Raw genomic sequence first — 16982 nt, forward strand, 5'->3', positions numbered from 1 at the left:
GTCGTCCCTGCCAGTGCGCAATGCTTCGGAGCGAAACGCTCGGGCGCAAATCCGGCGTACGGGTATCATTTTAGTGCTGCGGCAACGTCCTGCGGGCTACGCCGCAAGAAACGCAATATCGGTTTACGGCCAGCAACATTTGGCTCGCCGAGTTGCCATGATCGGCATGCTAGTGCCGTCCGATGAACACTCCAAGCATCCTCATAGTCGAAGACGATCAGGAAACCCGCCACCTCGTCGCGCGCTATCTGAGCGAGAACGGGCTCGCGGTCGGAGCGGTGCCGAACGGCCGGGAGATGGATCGTCACCTGGCGCAGCACCGCGTCGACCTCGTCGTGCTCGATCTGATGCTGCCGGGCGAGGACGGCCTCACACTCTGCCGCCGCATCCGCGCCGACCGGTCGACGCCGATCATCTTCCTCACTGCGAAGAGCGACGAGGTCGACCGCATCCTCGGGCTCGAGATGGGCGCGGACGATTATCTCGCCAAACCGTTCAACCCGCGGGAGCTGCTGGCCCGGATCAACGCCGTGCTGCGGCGGCAGGCCGCGAGCCTGTCCGCAGCCGCGGGCAGCACGTCGCGGCGGATGACATTCGAGGGCTGGACCATCGACTTCCGGATGCGCGAATTGCGCGACCCCGAAGGCGCGCAGATTCCGGTGACCAGCGCCGAGTTCGATCTGCTGCAGGCGTTCTGCGAGCGGCATGGCCGCATCCTCAGCCGCGACAGTCTTCTCAGTCTCACCGGACGTCCCGGCGGCTCGTTCGGGCGCAGCGTCGACGTATTGGTCAGCCGGCTGCGCGGCAAGCTCGACAGGATGACGGGGGCTTCCATGATCAGGACGGTGCGCACCGGCGGCTACATCTTCACGCCTCAAGTGGAAGAAGCGTAGGTGGTCGTCAGGGTCCTCGGGCTGTTCAGCTTCAGGCGCATCAGCGGTCAGATCGCGGCGCTGATCCTGGTCACGCTCGTCCTGATCCATGTGCTGATGGCGGGATATTTCCTGCTCCGGCGCCAGGAACCGCGGCTGCTGCGCGACGAGCCGATCCAGCAATTCGTGCTCATCGCCGAGATGATCGCCCGGACGCCGGCCGCCGAACGCGCGCTGCTGGTCCAGAATATCGATCGCGCGCTCCCGAACCTGCAGCTTCGTTTGACGGCGGACGCGGCATCCGCACAGCTAACGCAGGCCGGGTCGTCACGCCACGTCATTCGCGCACTGCCCGAAGGTCGGATTGAGCTGATCGAGCGATCGCCGCCCGCGAAGCACGGCGTGCTGTTTCACCTGGCGGACGGCGGCGTCCTCGAGGCCTCGATCGGCAGGCTGCACATGCCGGCCTTCATCACCGGCTTCTGGGCGAGCACGCTGCTTTTCCTGGTCATGAGCGTCACGCTGCTCGGGGTGTGGGCCGGCCGTGCCCTCAGCGCGCCGCTGTCGGCATTCGCGCGGGCCGCGGAGAGCTTCAACGTCGACCGGGTCTCGCCGCCGTTTCCGGAGGGCGGCCCCGAGGAGATCAGGTCGGCGGCGCGGGCGCTGAACGCGATGCGCGAGCGGATCGCGGCGCTGATGAAGGACCGGATGCGGATGCTGGCTGCGATCAGTCACGATCTGCGCACGCCGATCACCCGGCTACGGCTGCGGTCGGAATTCATCGCGGACGATGCCCATCGCACGCAGACGCTGCGCGACCTCGACCAGATGCAGTCGATGCTGGAATCCGTCCTGACGCTGCTGCGCACCGGCAATACCGTCAAGCCGACGCTGGTCGACGTCGCCGCGCTGGTCGAACTTGTCTGCGAGCAGTTTTCCGACTGCGGTCACGCCGTCAGCTATCACGGTCCCAAGCGGTTCAAGCTGACGGTACGGCCGGACGAGATCCGCCGCGCCATCACCAATCTGGTCGAGAACGCCGTCCGCTTCGCCAGCGAGGTGAGGGTGACGCTGACCGCGTGTGACGAGAGCGCGACCATCGAGGTCGCCGACAACGGCCCCGGAATTCCCGAGCACAGCAAGTCCGCCATGCTCGAGCCTTTCGTGCGCGGCGACGAGGCCCGTACCATGGACGACAACTCAGGCTTCGGCCTCGGCCTGTCGATCGCGCAGGCCGTCGTGCAGGCGCATGGCGGGGCGGTCGCGCTGCTCGACAACGAGCCGCAGGGCCTGCGCGTCAGCATCCGCCTGCCCTGTGTGGCCGCTTGAGGGTGGCGAGGCAATTCTGCTGCCGTAGGATGGGTGGAGCGCAGCGATACCCATCAACTACAATCCGCGCGGGGACATGATGGGTATCGCTGCGCTCCACCCGTCCTACGGGTTGTCGTGGCGCTGCGTCCCACCCACCGCCGTCATCGCCCGGCTCGACCGGGCGATCCAGTAGGCCGGCGACCTCTCGGCTCTATCACCGCGGTCTCTGGAATACTGGATCACCCGGTCAAGCCGGGTGATGACACTGCGTGTTGGGCAGGCGATGTGCAGCATACTCACTGCCGTCCCTGCCTAGTGCGCAATTGCACACTGGCAGGGACGACGGCGGTGTGTGGTGTGACGCATGAGCCGAACCGAGTGAGCAGGCTTACCCCGCCAGCACCGCGTCGGCGCCGGTGATCGCCTCGGCGCTCTCGGTCACCGTCTTCTCCAGCGACGGCGCCTGCACCGCGATGTTCTCGGCGAAGAAGCGGGCGAGGGCGACATAGCGCTGCGGCTCGGCTTCGCCGTTGGCCTTGGCGGCCAGCGCCTCGCCGGCGAGCATGCAGCCGCCGAGGGTGGCGCCGAACAGGCGAAGATATGGCGTGGCGCCGGCCAGTGCCTCGTTCGGCGCGGCGGCGAGGCGTTCGAGCAGCCATTTGCTGGCGCGCTCCAGCGCGGCATGCGCGTCGCGCAGCTTCGCGCCGGTGGTGCCGAATGCCGGGTCGTTGGAGGTCTCGACCTGCTTGATGGTCGCATTGAGCTCGTCGAGCAGCGCCCACACCGAGGCGCCGCCATTGGCGCCGAGCTTGCGGGTGACGAGGTCGATCGACTGGATGCCGTTGGTGCCCTCATAGATCGAGGTGATGCGGGCGTCGCGGTAGTGCTGCGCGGCGCCGGTCTCCTCGATGAAGCCCATGCCGCCATGCACCTGGACGCCGAGATAGGCGACCTCGTTGCCGATGTCAGTGGAGAACGCTTTCGCAATCGGCGTCAGCAGCGCGCCGCGCGCGGCGGCATCGCTGCGCACCTTGGCGTCCTTGGCGCGCACCGAGACGTCGAGCGCGACCGCGGTGGCGTAGCAGATCGAGCGCGCCGCCGCCGTCATCGAGCGCATCTGCATCAGCATGCGCTTGACGTCGGGATGCACGATGATCGGATCCATGCCGTCGCCCTTGCGGCCGACCGCCTTGCCTTGCTTGCGCTCCTGCGCATAGGCCAGCGCCTGCTGATAGGCGCGATCGGCGATGCCGACGCCTTCGAGGCCGACGCCGAGCCGCGCCTGGTTCATCATCGTGAACATGCAGCGCATGCCCTGGTTTTCCTCGCCGATCAGATAGCCGATCGCGCCGCCTTTATCCCCCATCGTCATGGTGCAGGTCGGCGAGGCGTGCATGCCGAGCTTGTGCTCGACGCCGCTGGCATGGATGTCGTTGCGGGCGCCGAGCGAGCCGTCGGCATTGACCATGAACTTCGGCACCAGGAACAGCGAGATCCCCTTGGTGCCGGCCGGCGCATCGGGCAATCGCGCCAGCACGAAATGCACGATGTTGTCGGTCATGTCGTGCTCGCCATAGGTGATGAAGATCTTGGTGCCCTTGAGGCGGTAGGTGCCGTCGGCCTGCTTCTCCGCGCGGGTGCGCAGCGCGCCGACGTCGGAGCCGGCATTGGGCTCGGTGAGCTGCATCGTGCCGGTCCATTCGCCGGTGACCAGCTTCTCCAGATAGATCTTCTTCAGTTCGTCATTGCCGTGGGCGTCGAGCGCCTCGATCGCCGACAGCGTCAACAGCGGGCAAAGGCCGAAGGCGACGTTGGAGGCGCTCCAGATCTCGGTGCAGGCGGCGTTGATCGCGAGCGGCAGGCCCTGGCCGCCGAACGCTTCCGGCCCCGACACCGCGTTCCATCCCGCGGCGGTCCAGCGCTGATAGGCATCGGGCCAGCCGGGCGCGGTCGTCACCTTGCCGTCGTCGAGCTTGATGCCGTGCTCGTCGCCGACCTTGTTGAGCGGCGCCAGCACGTCGGAGGCGAACTTGCCGGCTTCTTCCAGCACCGCGGCGGTGATGTCGCCGTCGAAATCGCCGTAGTGGCCGGCCTCGACGGCGGCCGCGAGGCCCGCGCCGTGATTGAGGGACAGCAGGATGTCGTTGATCGGTGCACGGTAGGTCATGGCGTTACTCCCGACGAGGCGTTTGAAAATTGTCTTCCCATGAAACCTGCCGCCTCTCAACTCTTCGAGCCCGGCCCGCGGCGCAGGCGGGCGGTTTCAGCCAAGGCGGCGTCGCACTATAATGGCGGGTGCGGTGACGGCATCAGGGGACCTTCGGCTGATTTCGACCGCCGCCCTGTTGAAATGGCCAGTTGCACTCTATAGACCGACGTGGCCTTCGATCGGCACGTTGGGGCGTAGCCAAGCGGTAAGGCAGCGGATTTTGATTCCGCCATTCGGAGGTTCGATCCCTCCCGCCCCAGCCATGTCTAACGCGCTGATTTTGCATAGTTTTTTTGACGGTCTGTATTCTGAATGCTTCCGCCCCGGCATTCTGAACACCTGTTGCCGTTGGTCCGCCATCAGGTCGGCATGCCGTGCCGACTCGCTGACGACGTCCGCTTCCGGCGGGGCGTTCTCGACGAACCACGGATGGTGAATGGGTCCAGTCGTCCTTGGGGATCAGCGGGGACGGGCTCTCCGCCGCGCTCGAGGTGCAGGCGGTGGCCGTCGCACTTTACCTCATGGACCCATTCGGGGCCGGGTGGGCACGGCCCTTCCAACCATGGGCAGGCGGAAATCGACTATGCGAACCGTCAAGCGGGCAGGGCGCGTCCCGCCTTGGTGGACCTCCAGCCAGCCGTTATCGATCGCGTCACGTCTTCCGGCAACTACTGCTGAGCGAAGTCGCTGGACGCGTTGCCGAGCGGTGTCGGGGCGGTGCCCATCGCGCTGTTGCCGGAAAAGCGATTATTGCCAAACGTACCGGTCCCGCCCGATAAAGCGGTCGAGTTGAAGACGATATTGTTGTTCGACAGGCGAACCGCCGCATTGCCTGTCACGCCGATGTTGTTGTGATCGATGGTCGATCTGTCGACAACGACCTGCGCAAGGCTATCGGCCTGAACTCCGGAAACCGAATTGCCGGATAGCGTAGACCCGCTGATGATTCCCGTGTTTCCGGTAGCGACCGCAACACCGTATTTATTTCCGACCGCCGTCACGTTGTCGAGGACCACGTAGTTGCGCGATGGTCCGGCGACGGCGACCGCGGGACCATTCGAAATTCCTCCGATGAATGTATTCTTGATGATCAGTTTGCCCGCCGAGCCTCTGCGATCAAACACGCCCTGGGTCGTGAAGTTGCGGATCGTGCAATCTTCGATCGTAACGCTCGCGGCGGCCTGGATGTCGATTCCGATAGCGCCGGGACCGGAGAACTGGCCGGGGAGGATGGAGTGGATGATCAAGCCACGGATCGTGACCGAGATGCCTGGGCCGTTGATGATAAATCCATTGGCACCAGTACGCGTGGTACTACCGTTAACCCCGGAGCAATCGATCGTAACGGAATGGCTTATCGTCACAGTCGGCTGAAAGGTAAAATCTGAGTACTGATCAGCACACCGGAGCAGCCCGCCTTCGGGCGTGACATTCAACGCGGAGAAAAATGTTGCGCAGGGCGCCGAGCGAGTGCAGCCGCTTCCATCGCTGCCATAGCTCGCCACCCAAGTAGTCGAGTTATATGCGCGCGCCGGAGAGAGTGCGCAAACGGAAGAGATGAGAAACCCGAGCACGGCAAATCGCAACGTTATGGTAGTGCCCTCCCAAAATCGTTGTTGCTTGCGGCCAAGCCAGCGCCCGGCGGCCCGCTGAAACGCGCATCATGTCGGGAACTCCGAGTTCCGGCAAGCTGACCAATTTGAAGCCTTGGCGCTATCGCCTATCCCTTTGGTTGATCCCAACTCAATCGGACCACCGTAAGGTGCTGCGCGGACCAGCGCTCGGAAACAGCTTTCATCTGCACAGTCCATCGTGTCGGTGCGCGGCGTGAATCTGCGAAGCGTGCAGCAGCTGGTTTCGCACGCGCCCAGACGGCTTGCTTGCGCTCGGTCCATTCGTGCCGATCACGCCATACCTGAAAGTCGGCATGTGCGCGTCGGCATCAGGAATTCAAGAAAGGCGACTGGATCGCAAAATTCCAACTGCAGAGAACTTGTCCGTTGGCGAAGCGCCGGCACATCTGTCCAACGTTCGACAGGTCATGTTGCCAGACGCATTGCCGCAGGTCTGCGTGGTTGCCCCATCGCCGTGCAGGGCGTGTCGCCAAAGCGTTGCGAGCTTGCGCCGTCGCTGTTGAGAAGTCCGAGTGGCAAGTCCGAGCGCCAAGTCCGAGTGCCAAGTCTGGCAGGCCACGTCGATCGGACTCGTGCCGCGCCCCGGCCGGATGCCTGACATCAGCATCGCTCGCTCCCGCATCGGCGTTGAAATGGCCGGGGCAGCGGTAGGCGGGCTTGCATGGGGACGAGATTCCCGGGGCCATCGGACCTCTTTAACGGTATCAAAACGCCGCTATCTCGTTCAGGTCCCAGAACATTTTGCGGCCGAAGCGGGGCCGGGCGTCGGAATCAGCGCGACCGAAACGGGCCCCGATTCCCAAAGTTCTCCCCAGGCGGGCTGACCTTGCCCAGCGTTCCTCGCATTGTTGCCCAAATTCGCGCCGGTCAACGGTATCGCAAATATTCGTCAATTATTTCAGATATTTGCACGGGGCTCGCGCCTCACGCGCCCGTGATATTTGTGCAACATTTGTCCGAAAACAGTCGCAACTGAGCCGAAACGAAGCTGTCTTTTGTTGCGTGATCGGGGGGCTTCTGTCTCATATGGAACTACGACGGAGGGGGGCATCCCGAGGTCGTCCCGTTCTAGGTGGTTCGCTTAAGTCCCTCGCGTTCAGCGGGTGTGTCCGAAGGCGCGAAGCGACTAAGCGGGTTTGAGGGGGATTAAGGGAACCAACCTGAGGGTGTTTACCCGGCGGAACCGGAACCTTCCCTGAGATAGAGCAACTTGGAGGTTTAACATGAAGATGGTTAAGAGCCTTATCCTCGGCTCGGCGGCGGCTCTCGTCGCGGTCGGCGGAGCTCAGGCGGCCGATCTTCCCGTCAAGGCCAAAGCGGTCGAGTACGTGAAGGTTTGCTCCCTGTATGGTCCCGGTTTCTACTACATCCCGGGCACCGATACCTGCATCAAGCTGGGTGGTTACCTGCGCGTCGAAGTCGTCGCGAACGGCAACTCGGTTTACACCGGCAACACCAACGGTGCCGGCGGCGCCAACAACCGTTTCACCAACGGTTACACCTGGCGTTCGCGTGAAGACCTGAACATCGATACGCGCACCGCGACCGAGTACGGCGTGGTCCGCACCTTCTTCGATGCGACCTTCACCTGGACCACCGACAACTACGGCGTGAACGGTGCGGCTCCTGGCGCGACGGTGTACGCACCGCTCGGCGGCGGCGGCACGGTTGCCCCGGCTTCGGCTCCGAACAACGCAGGCGCCGGCAACGGTTCCTACGGCACGGTCGGCGTCTACTACGCCTTCATCCAGTTCGCCGGCTTCACCATGGGTAAGGCGGTCTCGCAGTTCTCGGCTCCGTGGGCCAACTATCCGGGCAACAACTACGACGGTCTCGTGGGCGGCGGCGGCACCATCACCGGTGTCAACCAGTTCACCTACACCGCCGAGTTCGGCAACGGCGTGTCGCTCGCTCTGTCGGCCCAGGATCAGGCTGCCTACTACCAGGCTGGCGTGAACAACCTGAGCGCCGGTGGCCCGTACGGCGCCAGCGACTATGCCGGCACGATCTCGCCGGACTTCGTCGGTATGCTGCGTGTTGACCAGGCTTGGGGTCTCTTCCAGGCGTCGGTCGCTGCGCATGACAACCACGCTGCCTACTACGGCGCCACCGAGTTGACCGGTCATCCGGACGACAAGTGGGGCTGGGCTGGTCAGCTGGCTCTGTCGATCAAGAACATCCCGACCGGACCTGGCGACACGATCAACGTCCAGGGCGTCTACACCGATGGTGCGACCCGCTACAACATCCAGGATCTCTCGGGTGCGGCTGGTGCGAACACCATCTACAGCGGCACCAACGTTCCGGGTCTCTACCAGAGCGTCGGTATCGGCTTCGCGCCTGACACGATCTTCGCTGCTGGCCTCGGACAGCAGACGATCAAGACGTGGGGCTTCCGTGGTGCTTACACCCACAACTGGAACCCCTACTGGAACACGGCGATCTACGGTGCCTACGCCGCTGTTATGTACAACGACACCTCCAAGACGCTGCTCTGCGGCATCGGTGGCGTCGGTGGTACGGTTCGTACCGCGCTCGCTTCGGCGGCTGGTACTGGTCTGACGAGCTGCAATCCCGACTACAACATTGCTCAGCTCGGCTTGATCACCCGTTGGACCCCGGTCAAGAACCTGACCTTCTCGGCCGACGTGGTCTGGACCCACCTCGATCAGAAGTATGCTGGCGTCGTCTCGCTGCCGGGCGGCTCGATCGGCAAGCCGGCTGCTCTGTACGAAATGAAGGACCAGGACACCGTCAGCCTCCTGCTCCGCGCTCAGCGCAACTGGTAAGTCCGGTTGATCTGATCACGATCTAACAAACCCCCGGCGGGCGACCGCCGGGGGTTTTGCTTTTGCGGTTCAGGTCAGGCCGCCAGCATGTCGCGCACCAGCGGCACCACCTTGCGTCCGTAGAGCTCGATGCTCTTCATCAGCTTCTCGTGCGGCAGCGGTCCCGCCGAATATTTCAGCTGGAAGCGCGCGATGCCGAGCGCCTTGGCCGTCGCCGCGATCTTGCGCGCCACGGTCTCGGGCGATCCGACATACAGCGAGCCGTGCTCGGCCTCGGAGACGAACTCGTCGCGGCCCATCGGCGGCCAGCCGCGCTCCTTGCCGATGCGGTCGCGCATCAGCTTGTAGTCCGGCCACAGCTCCTCGCGGGCCTGACTGTCGGTTTCCGCGACATAGCCCGGGGAATGCACGCCGATCGGCTGTGGTGCGCGGCCGAACTGCTCGTAGGCCCGCTTGTGCAGGTCGACATAGGGCGCAAACCGCTTCGGATCGCCGCCAATGATGGCGAGCATCAGCGGCAGGTCGTAATGCGCCGCACGCACCACCGATTCGGGGCTGCCGCCGACGCCGATCCAGGTCTTCAGCCGGCCGTTCTCGACCGGCGGATAGACCGACTGATTGTTGAGCGGCGGGCGCAGCTTGCCCTGCCAGCTCACCGGCTCCTGCTTCAAGAGCGCGGTGAACAGATCGAGCTTCTCCTCGAACAGCTCGTTGTATTGGCGGAGGTCGAAGCCGAACAGCGGAAACGATTCGGTGAAGGAGCCGCGGCCGAGGATCACCTCGGCGCGGCCGTTCGAGACGGCGTCGACGGTGGCAAAGCGCTGGAACACCCGGATCGGGTCGTCCGAGCTCAGCACCGTCACGGCCGAGCCGAGGCGGATCTTGCCGGTGCGCGCGGCGATCGCCGCCAGCACGGTTTCGGGGGAGGAGATTGCAAAATCGGCCCGGTGATGCTCGCCTAGTCCGATGAAGTCGATACCGAGCTGGTCGGCCAGCACGGCCTCGTCCACGACATTGCGGATCACCTGAGCGTGCGGCAGTGGCGCACCGGCGGCGTCCCTGGTGACGTCGCCGAACGTATCGAGGCCGAATTCGAGGGAGGTGGTCATCAGTCAGTCCAGTTTGTCGACGCGGCGGAGTAACCCGCCACGCGCTACCCATCGCACGCAGGCCGAGAGATCGAATCGCGGCAAATACGCCGCAAGCCTGCGCTGTGGAGCCTTCGGTTGGAGATACTGGCGAGCTAATGGGCCGTTGGCGGCGGAACAAGTCTCCGCGGCGAAACGCTGCGTTTCGCCGCCTGCCAGGCCCGCGCCCGGAGGGCAGGTCGCTCCGTCCTCAATCCGGGACCACCAGGAAGCCGGCGCGGGGGAAATGCACCACGATCTCGCCTGCACGTTCGTCGGTCCGGCGAATCGCGATGTGCTGCGCCGACAGCGATACGATCTCGCCGCGGACCGGGACCTTGCCGTAGTCATCGGGCGTGACGGTGACGCGATCGCCGGGCTTGCGGCCGTTCGGATCCGCAGGGTCGGCGACGACGGATGACTGCGGCGTCGACCGCGCGGCGAGCGCGAGCGCGTCGGCCGACGACATCTCGGTGCGGGTGCCATGCCCGATCGCCTTGATGCGCGCCTCCCAGGCCGAGCTGCGCGGAAACTGCCGCATGATCTCGTCGAGCGTGGCGAGGCTCTGCCGCGCGTACCAGAGGTTCATATAGGCATTGACGTCGGCGAGGCTGAATTCGCCGAGCAGCCACGGCCTGCCGTCGCCGAGCTGCGCCTCGATCCAGTCGATATGGGCGCGAAACTGGTCGCGCATCTGCGGCAATGCGGCCTTCATCGCCGCGACGTCGAACTTCGCGCCGCGCAGCTTCTCGCGGTCGTCGATAAAGTCCTGCGGCACCTTGTCGCCAAGGAAGCCGAACACGAGATTGACGGTGCTCTGGAAGAACGGCCGGTCGGTCCACATCCCGAGCGCGGCCGGCACGCCGGCATTGCCGCCGGGATACAGCGTCGGCGTTGGATAACGCCGCTCCAGCTCGCGGATGATGATCTGGGTGTCGCAAAAGATATCGGCGCCGATCTGCATCGTCGGCGTGCGCCGGTAGCCGCCGGTCATCGGCATCAGGTCCGGCCGCGGCATGATGCGGGAGATCCGCACCGAATTCCAGGCAAGCTTCTTGAACCCGAAGATGACGCGGATCTTCTCGGAGAACGGCGATTGATCGAAGTGATGCAGGATCGGCGTTGGTTGTGACACGGGCTTGCTCCCGGGCGGTGGTGTTCGTCAGGATGTCGCTACAGAGCCTGACGAGATTTCACCGGAGCGCAACTCATTTCCGCGTGCAGCACCTGTGCCGTCGCGACGTCAGAACGACTCGGCCCACGGCCGCAGGTCGAGCTCCAGAGTCCAGGCGCTGCGGTGCTGGTGATGCAGCACCCAATAGGCATCGGCGATCGCGGCGATGTTGAGCAGCCCGTCCGGCCCGCGGTCGTCCTTCAGCTGCGGACGCATGCTCAGGAGGCGGTCGCCCTCGATCCCGCCGTCGACCACGACGTGGCCGACATGAATGTTCTGTGGTCCGAACTCGCGCGCCACGCTCTGTGCCAGCGCCCGCAGCGCGGCCTTGGCCGAGGCGAACGGGGAGTAGTTGGCCTTGCCGCGCAGCGAGCCCGACGCGCCGGTGAACACCAGCGTGCCGCCGCCGCGCTTGAGCAGCGCCGGGATCGCGGCCTGCGCCAGCTGGAAGCCGCCGAGTGCATGTTCGCGCCAATGCTCCTCGAACCGCTGCTCGCTGACCTTGAGGAACGGCGCCGGACGGTTGGAGCCCGCATTGTGCACGGCCATCGCCAGCGGCGCGAGCTTCTCGGCCGCCTCGACGAAGCGGGCGACATCGGCTGCATTGGACGCATCGCCCACGACATGCGCGATCCTCGCGCCGCTCGCCGTGAGCTCGGCCGCCGTCGCGGCGAGCTTGTCGGCATTGCGGCCGGCGATCGCAACCGGATAGCCGCCGGCGGCAAAGCGGCGCGCGATCGCGGCGCCCAGTCCGTGCGACGCGCCGACACCTGCGATCAGCACGCTGCCCTCTACGGCAGTCGGCTCGAGGACAGATCGATCGTTCATGGCTCACTCCATCAATACGCCCGTGCTGCGGGCAGGATCACTCGTCCGACGCCATCGCGGCGATGCCGTCGCGCACCGCGCGCAGCACGGCATCGGATCGCTTCGGGTCGGTCATCACCCGCGAGATCGTGAGCGCGCCGACCATCGCGCTCACCGCCATGGTCGCGCGCGCATCGTCATCGTCGCCGAACGCCTCCGCGACCTTGGCGATGAAGGCTTCGATGTGAGGCTCCATCACCGCGCGGTGCTCCGCGTCGGCGCGGCCGACGTCCGAGACCAGCGCAGCGATTGCGCAGCCGGATTTCCGGGTATCGCGATGGGTGCGGCTGAGATAACTGCGGGCCATCGCGCTGACGCTGACCGGCTTGTCGGGGTCACGTGATGCGCGCGCAGCTTCCTCGCCAGTGGCGAGCGCCTGCTCGAGCGCCGCGGCGATCAGCTCCGAACGGGAGGCGAAATGCCCGTAGAAGCCGCCGTGGGTAAGGTCCACCTGCTGCATCAAATGGCCGATGCTGAGCGCATCGAGGCCCTTGTCGCGGATCTGGGTCGCGGCCTCGTCCAGGATGCGTTGGCGGCTCCTGGCCTTGTCGGCCTGGGAATGGCCCATCGCGCGGCACCTCGCAGGGGTTTGACTCTCGATCAGGATTATGACCATCATACATCAGGATGACAAGTATCATCCAGAATTTTTTCACAAGGATGGGAGGAGCGAATGTCCGGCAACGCGAGTGAAGGGCGGGTCCGCCACGAACGGCATGACCGCATCCTGCAGATCATCATCGACAATCCCGCCAAGAAGAATGCCTTCAGCCCGGAGATGATGGAGCAACTGTCCGACGCGCTGACCTTGCTCGACAATGACGAGGGGCTCTGGGTCGGCGTGCTCTGCGCCGCCGGCGAGAGCTTTACCGCTGGCCTCGACATGCCGAAATTCTTTGGCCCGACCGCGACACGCAAGCCGTTGCCGGAAGGCAATGTCGATCCGTTCGGACTCTCGAAGCGATGCCGGAAGCCGATCGTCACCGCGGTGCAGGGCATCGTGTTCACGGTCGGCATCGAGATGATGCTGGCCGGCGACATCGTCGTCGCCGCGGACAACAGCCGCTTCTGCCAGATGGAGGCGAAGCGCGGCATCGCGCCGCTGGCCGGTGCGCATTTCCGCTATATCAGCCGCGCCGGATGGGGCGATGCGATGTATCACCTCCTGCTGTGCGACGAGTTCTCGGCCGCGGAGGCGCATCGGATCGGCCTCGTGCAGGAGGTCCTGCCCGCGGGTCGGCAGATCGAGCGCGCGATGACGCTGGCCGGAATCATCGCACGCAACGCACCGCTCGGCATCCAGGTCACGAAGGAAGCGGGCCGCAAGTTCATCGAGGCCGGCGAACAGGCGGCGATCGCGATCATTCCGGAGATCCGCGCGCGCGTGCTGGGCAGCGCCGACGCTGCCGAAGGCATCAAGTCGTTCGTCGAACGCCGCGCCGCCGTGTTTCAGGGGCGTTAGTCGATCGGCAATGCGCGCGTGATCCTTTGCAACGCCCGCGCTCGAATAAGCGGTTCGCGCGCGACGATTCATTCCGAGTGATCGCCTGCGCGGCGTTCACGGTACGTGCACAAATGGTTGTGACAATGATGTCGCAGCCATTGATTTTAGATCATGACGGTGCTGCGACGACTCTTGTCGGGATTCGTCGAATCAGCGAGATTCGAATCCATTCACTTTGTCAATTTCCGTCCCGCTTTGACTCAAGCGTCCGTAAGGATTCGCATGACAAACGCACGCACAATTGTCGTAGGAAACAACAAGGGCGGCTCCGGCAAATCGACAATTGCCATGCACGTCGCCATCGCGCTGATCAAGGCGGGTCAGCGTGTCGCCACCATCGATCTCGACAACAAGCAGAAATCGCTCACCCATTACGTCGATAATCGACGGGACTGGGCGCGCGAAACGTCGCAGGAGCTGGGTGTCCCGACGCATATGTGCTTCGAGACGGTCAGCGGCCGGACCAGCGAGGTCGAGACGCTCGGCCGTAGCGCGCTTGCCGAGATCGTCGAACGCCTCGGCCGGTCGCATGATTTCGTCGTCATCGACTGCCCTGGTCACGACACCTACCTGACGACGTTCACGCATTCGCTGGCGAATACGCTGATCACGCCGCTCAACGACAGTTTTGTCGATTTCGACGTGCTCGGCACCGTCGATCCGAACGACTTCAAGGTGACCGGGATCAGCCACTATTCGACGATGGTGGAGGCGGCGCGGCGCGAGCGCCGCGTGCATGACCAGCCGGCGTTCGAATGGGTGGTGCTGCGCAACCGGCTGTCCACGCTCGGCTCGCGCAACAAGCGTCTGGTCGGCGAGGCTCTGAGCGAGCTGTCGAAGACGCTGAACTTCCGCATGGTCGACGGACTTGCCGAGCGGGTGATCTTCCGCGAGTTCTATCCGCGCGGCCTGACGGCGATCGACGACGTCAACCAGCTCACGCTCAATGCGCGGCCGACCATGTCGCACGTCACCGCACGGCTGGAAATGGAGCGGCTGATGACCGCGATCATGCTCGGCCATCTGGTGGCGCGCCCGCTGGAGACGTCCGACGCCAGCCGCGACGCGGCATAAGGCTACGGGCAGTTCGGGTTGCCGGCCCTGGCAGCGATCACGAAGGTGGTCGTTGCCGGTGCCAACGTGATCGTGCTGGCCGCGACGGCTTCGCCGGTGAGGGCCGGGATCTCGTCTCCGGCCGCAAGCGCGAGCGTCTTGCCATTGAGCTGAACGGTGCCGTCCTCGGGCGTCGCGCTCGTCAGTGTGTAGCGCTGTGAGGCAGCCGGCACGGCCAGCTTGCGCTCTGTCTCTCTGTCATTGTTGATGACCAGCAGCGCGACATTGCCCGGTCTGTCGCGCGCGCAGTGGGCGTAGACATGCAGCCCGGGCTGCGACGCGACACCGGCGTCCAGCACGGTTGTCCCCATCAAGCGCCGCCACAGCAGCGCGGCCCAATAGTTAGGCCGTGGCAGATGGGTCTGCTCGTCGAGCAGGGCGTAGTCGCTGGCGGCGAGCGTGTTGTGCATCACCACGCGAACGCCGGCCTTGGCCAATCGTCCGAGTTGATCGAGATAACGGAACGTATCGCTGAAGGTCGCGGCCCAGCGGTTGCCGCCACACGCCGTCTCGGCGGTTTCGGTCAGCCAGATCGGCTTGTCCGGCGCGAGGCGATCACGCAGGGTTCGATAGAACGCAAATGTCCGGTCGGTTCGGGCCAGCCATTCGTCCGATAGCGCGGCCTCTTGCGTGCGGTCACCGTCGCAACGGGCAGAGAGCGCGCCGTAGTGGTGATACGAGATCGCGTCGACGTCTTGTGCCGTTGCGGCAAATAGTGCCGCGGCGTCCGCGCCGGTGCCGGTGGTGCCCGGGCCGAGGATAGTCACGTCAGGCGCGGCGCGCTTCATGAAGCTGCGGAAGGTGACGAAGTCCTTTGCGTAGGCCGCAATGTCGTAGCCGTCGGGCGCGCCGCCGATCTCGGGAAGATCGGGCTCGTTCATGAATTCCGCTGCGGCGATCTGCCCGCCGATGGATCGCGTGTAGGCGAGCAGCCGTCCGGCTTGCGTCGCCGTCCAATGTCCGCCGGCATCGCGCGTGCCGGCGCTGATTGCAAAGGACGTCACGATCGGCGCATCAACCGCGCGCGAGAAGTCGATCACGCTTCGCCATTGTTGCCGGGTCAGGACGCCGTTGAAACCAGCCGGCGGCGACGCCGGCGGAGTATCGGCATCCGCAACGAAGGTGCTGTTGGCCCAGGTTCCACTCACCCGCAGATAGGCGGGAGCGAGAGCCGCTGCGAGCTCGCGTAGTCTCGCATCGCGAAGATCGATCGGTGAGCGTTGCGCGAACCGGTCCGCCGCACCCGGCGTGGCATCGCTTGCGGCATAGGGCTTCCAGAAGCGCCCGCCGGTCACCTCGACCATCTCGATGTTGTACGACTGAAAGCGCGGATCGATGGTTGCAATGCGCGGCATGGCCGCGACGTCGAGCGCAAGCTCGGCCGCTTGCGCCGTCGTGCAGACGAACGCTGCGATCGCCGAGGCCATCACACGTGCGAGGAGGCGATACGATTGTTTGCGCACGGCGCAGCGTCCCGAGTTTCGGTCTGCTTCAGGATGCCGTTGCCGCGGTAAGGAATCAACGTGCGGATTGTGCAGGCGCCTCGCTCGCAATGCGATCCCACAGCGTGCGGATCATGTCCTTCATGACCAGCGCGTCCTGCCAGCGCTCGGACAGCTCCCTTCCGTCGGGGCCGGTGATGGCGTAGGGCGCAGGCCCGAGCTCGCACAGGAAGGTCAGTGTTGCGTCGGGGCCGGCGCGCTTGCGCCAGGAGCGGATGGCATATTCCCACCAGCCCATGAACAGCGACACCCAGCCCTGGTGCTGGGGAAAGCCGAGTGAGATCTGCACCTGCTCGCGGCTCGCGATGCGGCCGTGGATGCCCCATGTATTGTCGAGAATGCGATGCATCATCGCGTGGTTGACGTCGTCGACCGGCCAGGCGAATTCGCGGCCGACCAGATAATGCGAGAGATCGGCGGTCAGCCGCAGATCGGGAAAGCAGTCGAGCAGGTCGAGCATGAAGAACAGGTCGGTCGTCATGCGGTCGCGATGGGTCTCTACATGCACCGCGACGCCGGCCTGCTCGGCAAGCCGGCGCCAGCCGTCGAGCAGGGGAATGCAATCGGCGAGCCGGCGCGGCCGGACGTCCGGCTGCAGATTAATGTGATCGGCGCCGAGCTGCGCCACCAGCTCGAGCACCGGCTTCAGGTCGTCGACGTTCTTGGGATAGCACTGCGCCTGCCAGATCATGCCGTGCGCGCGCAGGAAGCCGGTCGCCTCGCGCGCAAAGGCAGGATCGATGAAGCGGACGCCGGCGCCGTCAAACCCGGCGTCGCGGATCATCGCGAGCTGGGTTTGCAGTGGCCACTCGCCTTCGTCGGCGAGCCGCCGCTCCATCGCCCAGAGCGACTGCAGGACACGAAGCTGCTGCGGCACGGA

General features: G+C 65.0%; 13 protein-coding genes and 1 tRNA gene. 6 read left to right on the plus strand and 8 right to left on the minus strand.

Translation table 11 applies throughout. The annotated features are described in order from the left end of the window. The first annotated feature begins 182 nt into the window (after positions 1-182). Together JQ633_RS10530 and JQ633_RS10535 are read left to right on the plus strand one after the other, a co-directional pair. Positions 183-893: a response regulator gene (locus tag JQ633_RS10530; RefSeq protein WP_211984911.1), complete on the plus strand. Its 711-nt coding sequence runs from the start codon at positions 183-185 to the stop codon at positions 891-893. Then, positions 894-2201 carry an ATP-binding protein gene (locus tag JQ633_RS10535; RefSeq protein WP_349631546.1) on the plus strand — a complete coding sequence of 436 codons (1308 nt, stop codon included), beginning with the start codon at positions 894-896 and terminating at the stop codon, positions 2199-2201. It begins immediately after the preceding gene. A gap of 370 nt (positions 2202-2571) precedes the next feature. Here JQ633_RS10535 and JQ633_RS10540 read toward each other — a convergent pair whose 3' ends face one another. Continuing rightward, positions 2572-4350 (minus strand): acyl-CoA dehydrogenase, encoded by a 1779-nt coding sequence (locus tag JQ633_RS10540; RefSeq protein ID WP_211984912.1) that lies wholly within the window; start codon positions 4348-4350, stop codon positions 2572-2574. 230 nt (positions 4351-4580) lie between these two features. On the opposite strand from JQ633_RS10540, the gene JQ633_RS10545 reads away from it, so the two are divergent. Then, positions 4581-4655, plus strand: a tRNA-Gln gene (locus JQ633_RS10545). 405 nt (positions 4656-5060) lie between these two features. Here JQ633_RS10545 and JQ633_RS10550 read toward each other — a convergent pair. Continuing rightward, positions 5061-5897: a right-handed parallel beta-helix repeat-containing protein gene (locus JQ633_RS10550; RefSeq protein WP_211984913.1), complete on the minus strand. Its 837-nt coding sequence runs from the start codon at positions 5895-5897 to the stop codon at positions 5061-5063. Positions 5898-7249: 1352 nt separating this feature from the next. On the opposite strand from JQ633_RS10550, the gene JQ633_RS10555 reads away from it, so the two are divergent. Next, positions 7250-8815, plus strand: a complete 1566-nt coding sequence (locus JQ633_RS10555; protein WP_211984914.1) for a porin — start codon at positions 7250-7252, stop codon at positions 8813-8815. Between the two features lie 74 nt (positions 8816-8889). Here the strand turns inward: JQ633_RS10555 and JQ633_RS10560 are convergent, their stop codons facing one another. From JQ633_RS10560 to JQ633_RS10575, 4 genes are all read right to left on the minus strand, one after another. Then, positions 8890-9924, minus strand: coding sequence for an LLM class flavin-dependent oxidoreductase (locus JQ633_RS10560; RefSeq protein ID WP_211984915.1), 1035 nt, complete (start codon positions 9922-9924; stop codon positions 8890-8892). Between the two features lie 229 nt (positions 9925-10153). Next, on the minus strand, positions 10154-11077 hold the full coding sequence (locus tag JQ633_RS10565) for a glutathione S-transferase family protein (RefSeq protein ID WP_211984916.1): 924 nt from the start codon (positions 11075-11077) through the stop codon (positions 10154-10156). Positions 11078-11185: 108 nt separating this feature from the next. Next, entirely contained in the window at positions 11186-11944 is a 759-nt protein-coding gene (locus JQ633_RS10570) for an SDR family NAD(P)-dependent oxidoreductase (protein WP_211984917.1), read from the minus strand. Between the two features lie 37 nt (positions 11945-11981). After that, entirely contained in the window at positions 11982-12551 is a 570-nt protein-coding gene (locus tag JQ633_RS10575; protein WP_211984918.1) for a TetR/AcrR family transcriptional regulator, read from the minus strand. 105 nt (positions 12552-12656) lie between these two features. On the opposite strand from JQ633_RS10575, the gene JQ633_RS10580 reads away from it, so the two are divergent. Together JQ633_RS10580 and JQ633_RS10585 are read left to right on the plus strand one after the other, a co-directional pair. Next, on the plus strand, positions 12657-13445 hold the full coding sequence (locus JQ633_RS10580) for a crotonase/enoyl-CoA hydratase family protein (RefSeq protein ID WP_211984919.1): 789 nt from the start codon (positions 12657-12659) through the stop codon (positions 13443-13445). Between the two features lie 264 nt (positions 13446-13709). Continuing rightward, a complete protein-coding gene (locus JQ633_RS10585; RefSeq protein WP_211984920.1) occupies positions 13710-14561 on the plus strand; it encodes a division plane positioning ATPase MipZ in 852 nt (283 codons plus the stop codon). 2 nt (positions 14562-14563) lie between these two features. On the opposite strand, the gene JQ633_RS10590 is transcribed toward JQ633_RS10585, so the two are convergent. Then, positions 14564-16063, minus strand: a complete 1500-nt coding sequence (locus JQ633_RS10590) for a hypothetical protein (protein ID WP_349631547.1) — start codon at positions 16061-16063, stop codon at positions 14564-14566. A 55-nt stretch (positions 16064-16118) separates the two neighbouring features. Then, entirely contained in the window at positions 16119-16979 is an 861-nt protein-coding gene (locus JQ633_RS10595; protein ID WP_211984921.1) for a sugar phosphate isomerase/epimerase family protein, read from the minus strand. Positions 16980-16982: the final 3 nt, after the last annotated feature.

The organism is Bradyrhizobium tropiciagri (assembly GCF_018130505.1).
Lineage (GTDB): Bacteria > Pseudomonadota > Alphaproteobacteria > Rhizobiales > Xanthobacteraceae > Bradyrhizobium > Bradyrhizobium tropiciagri_B.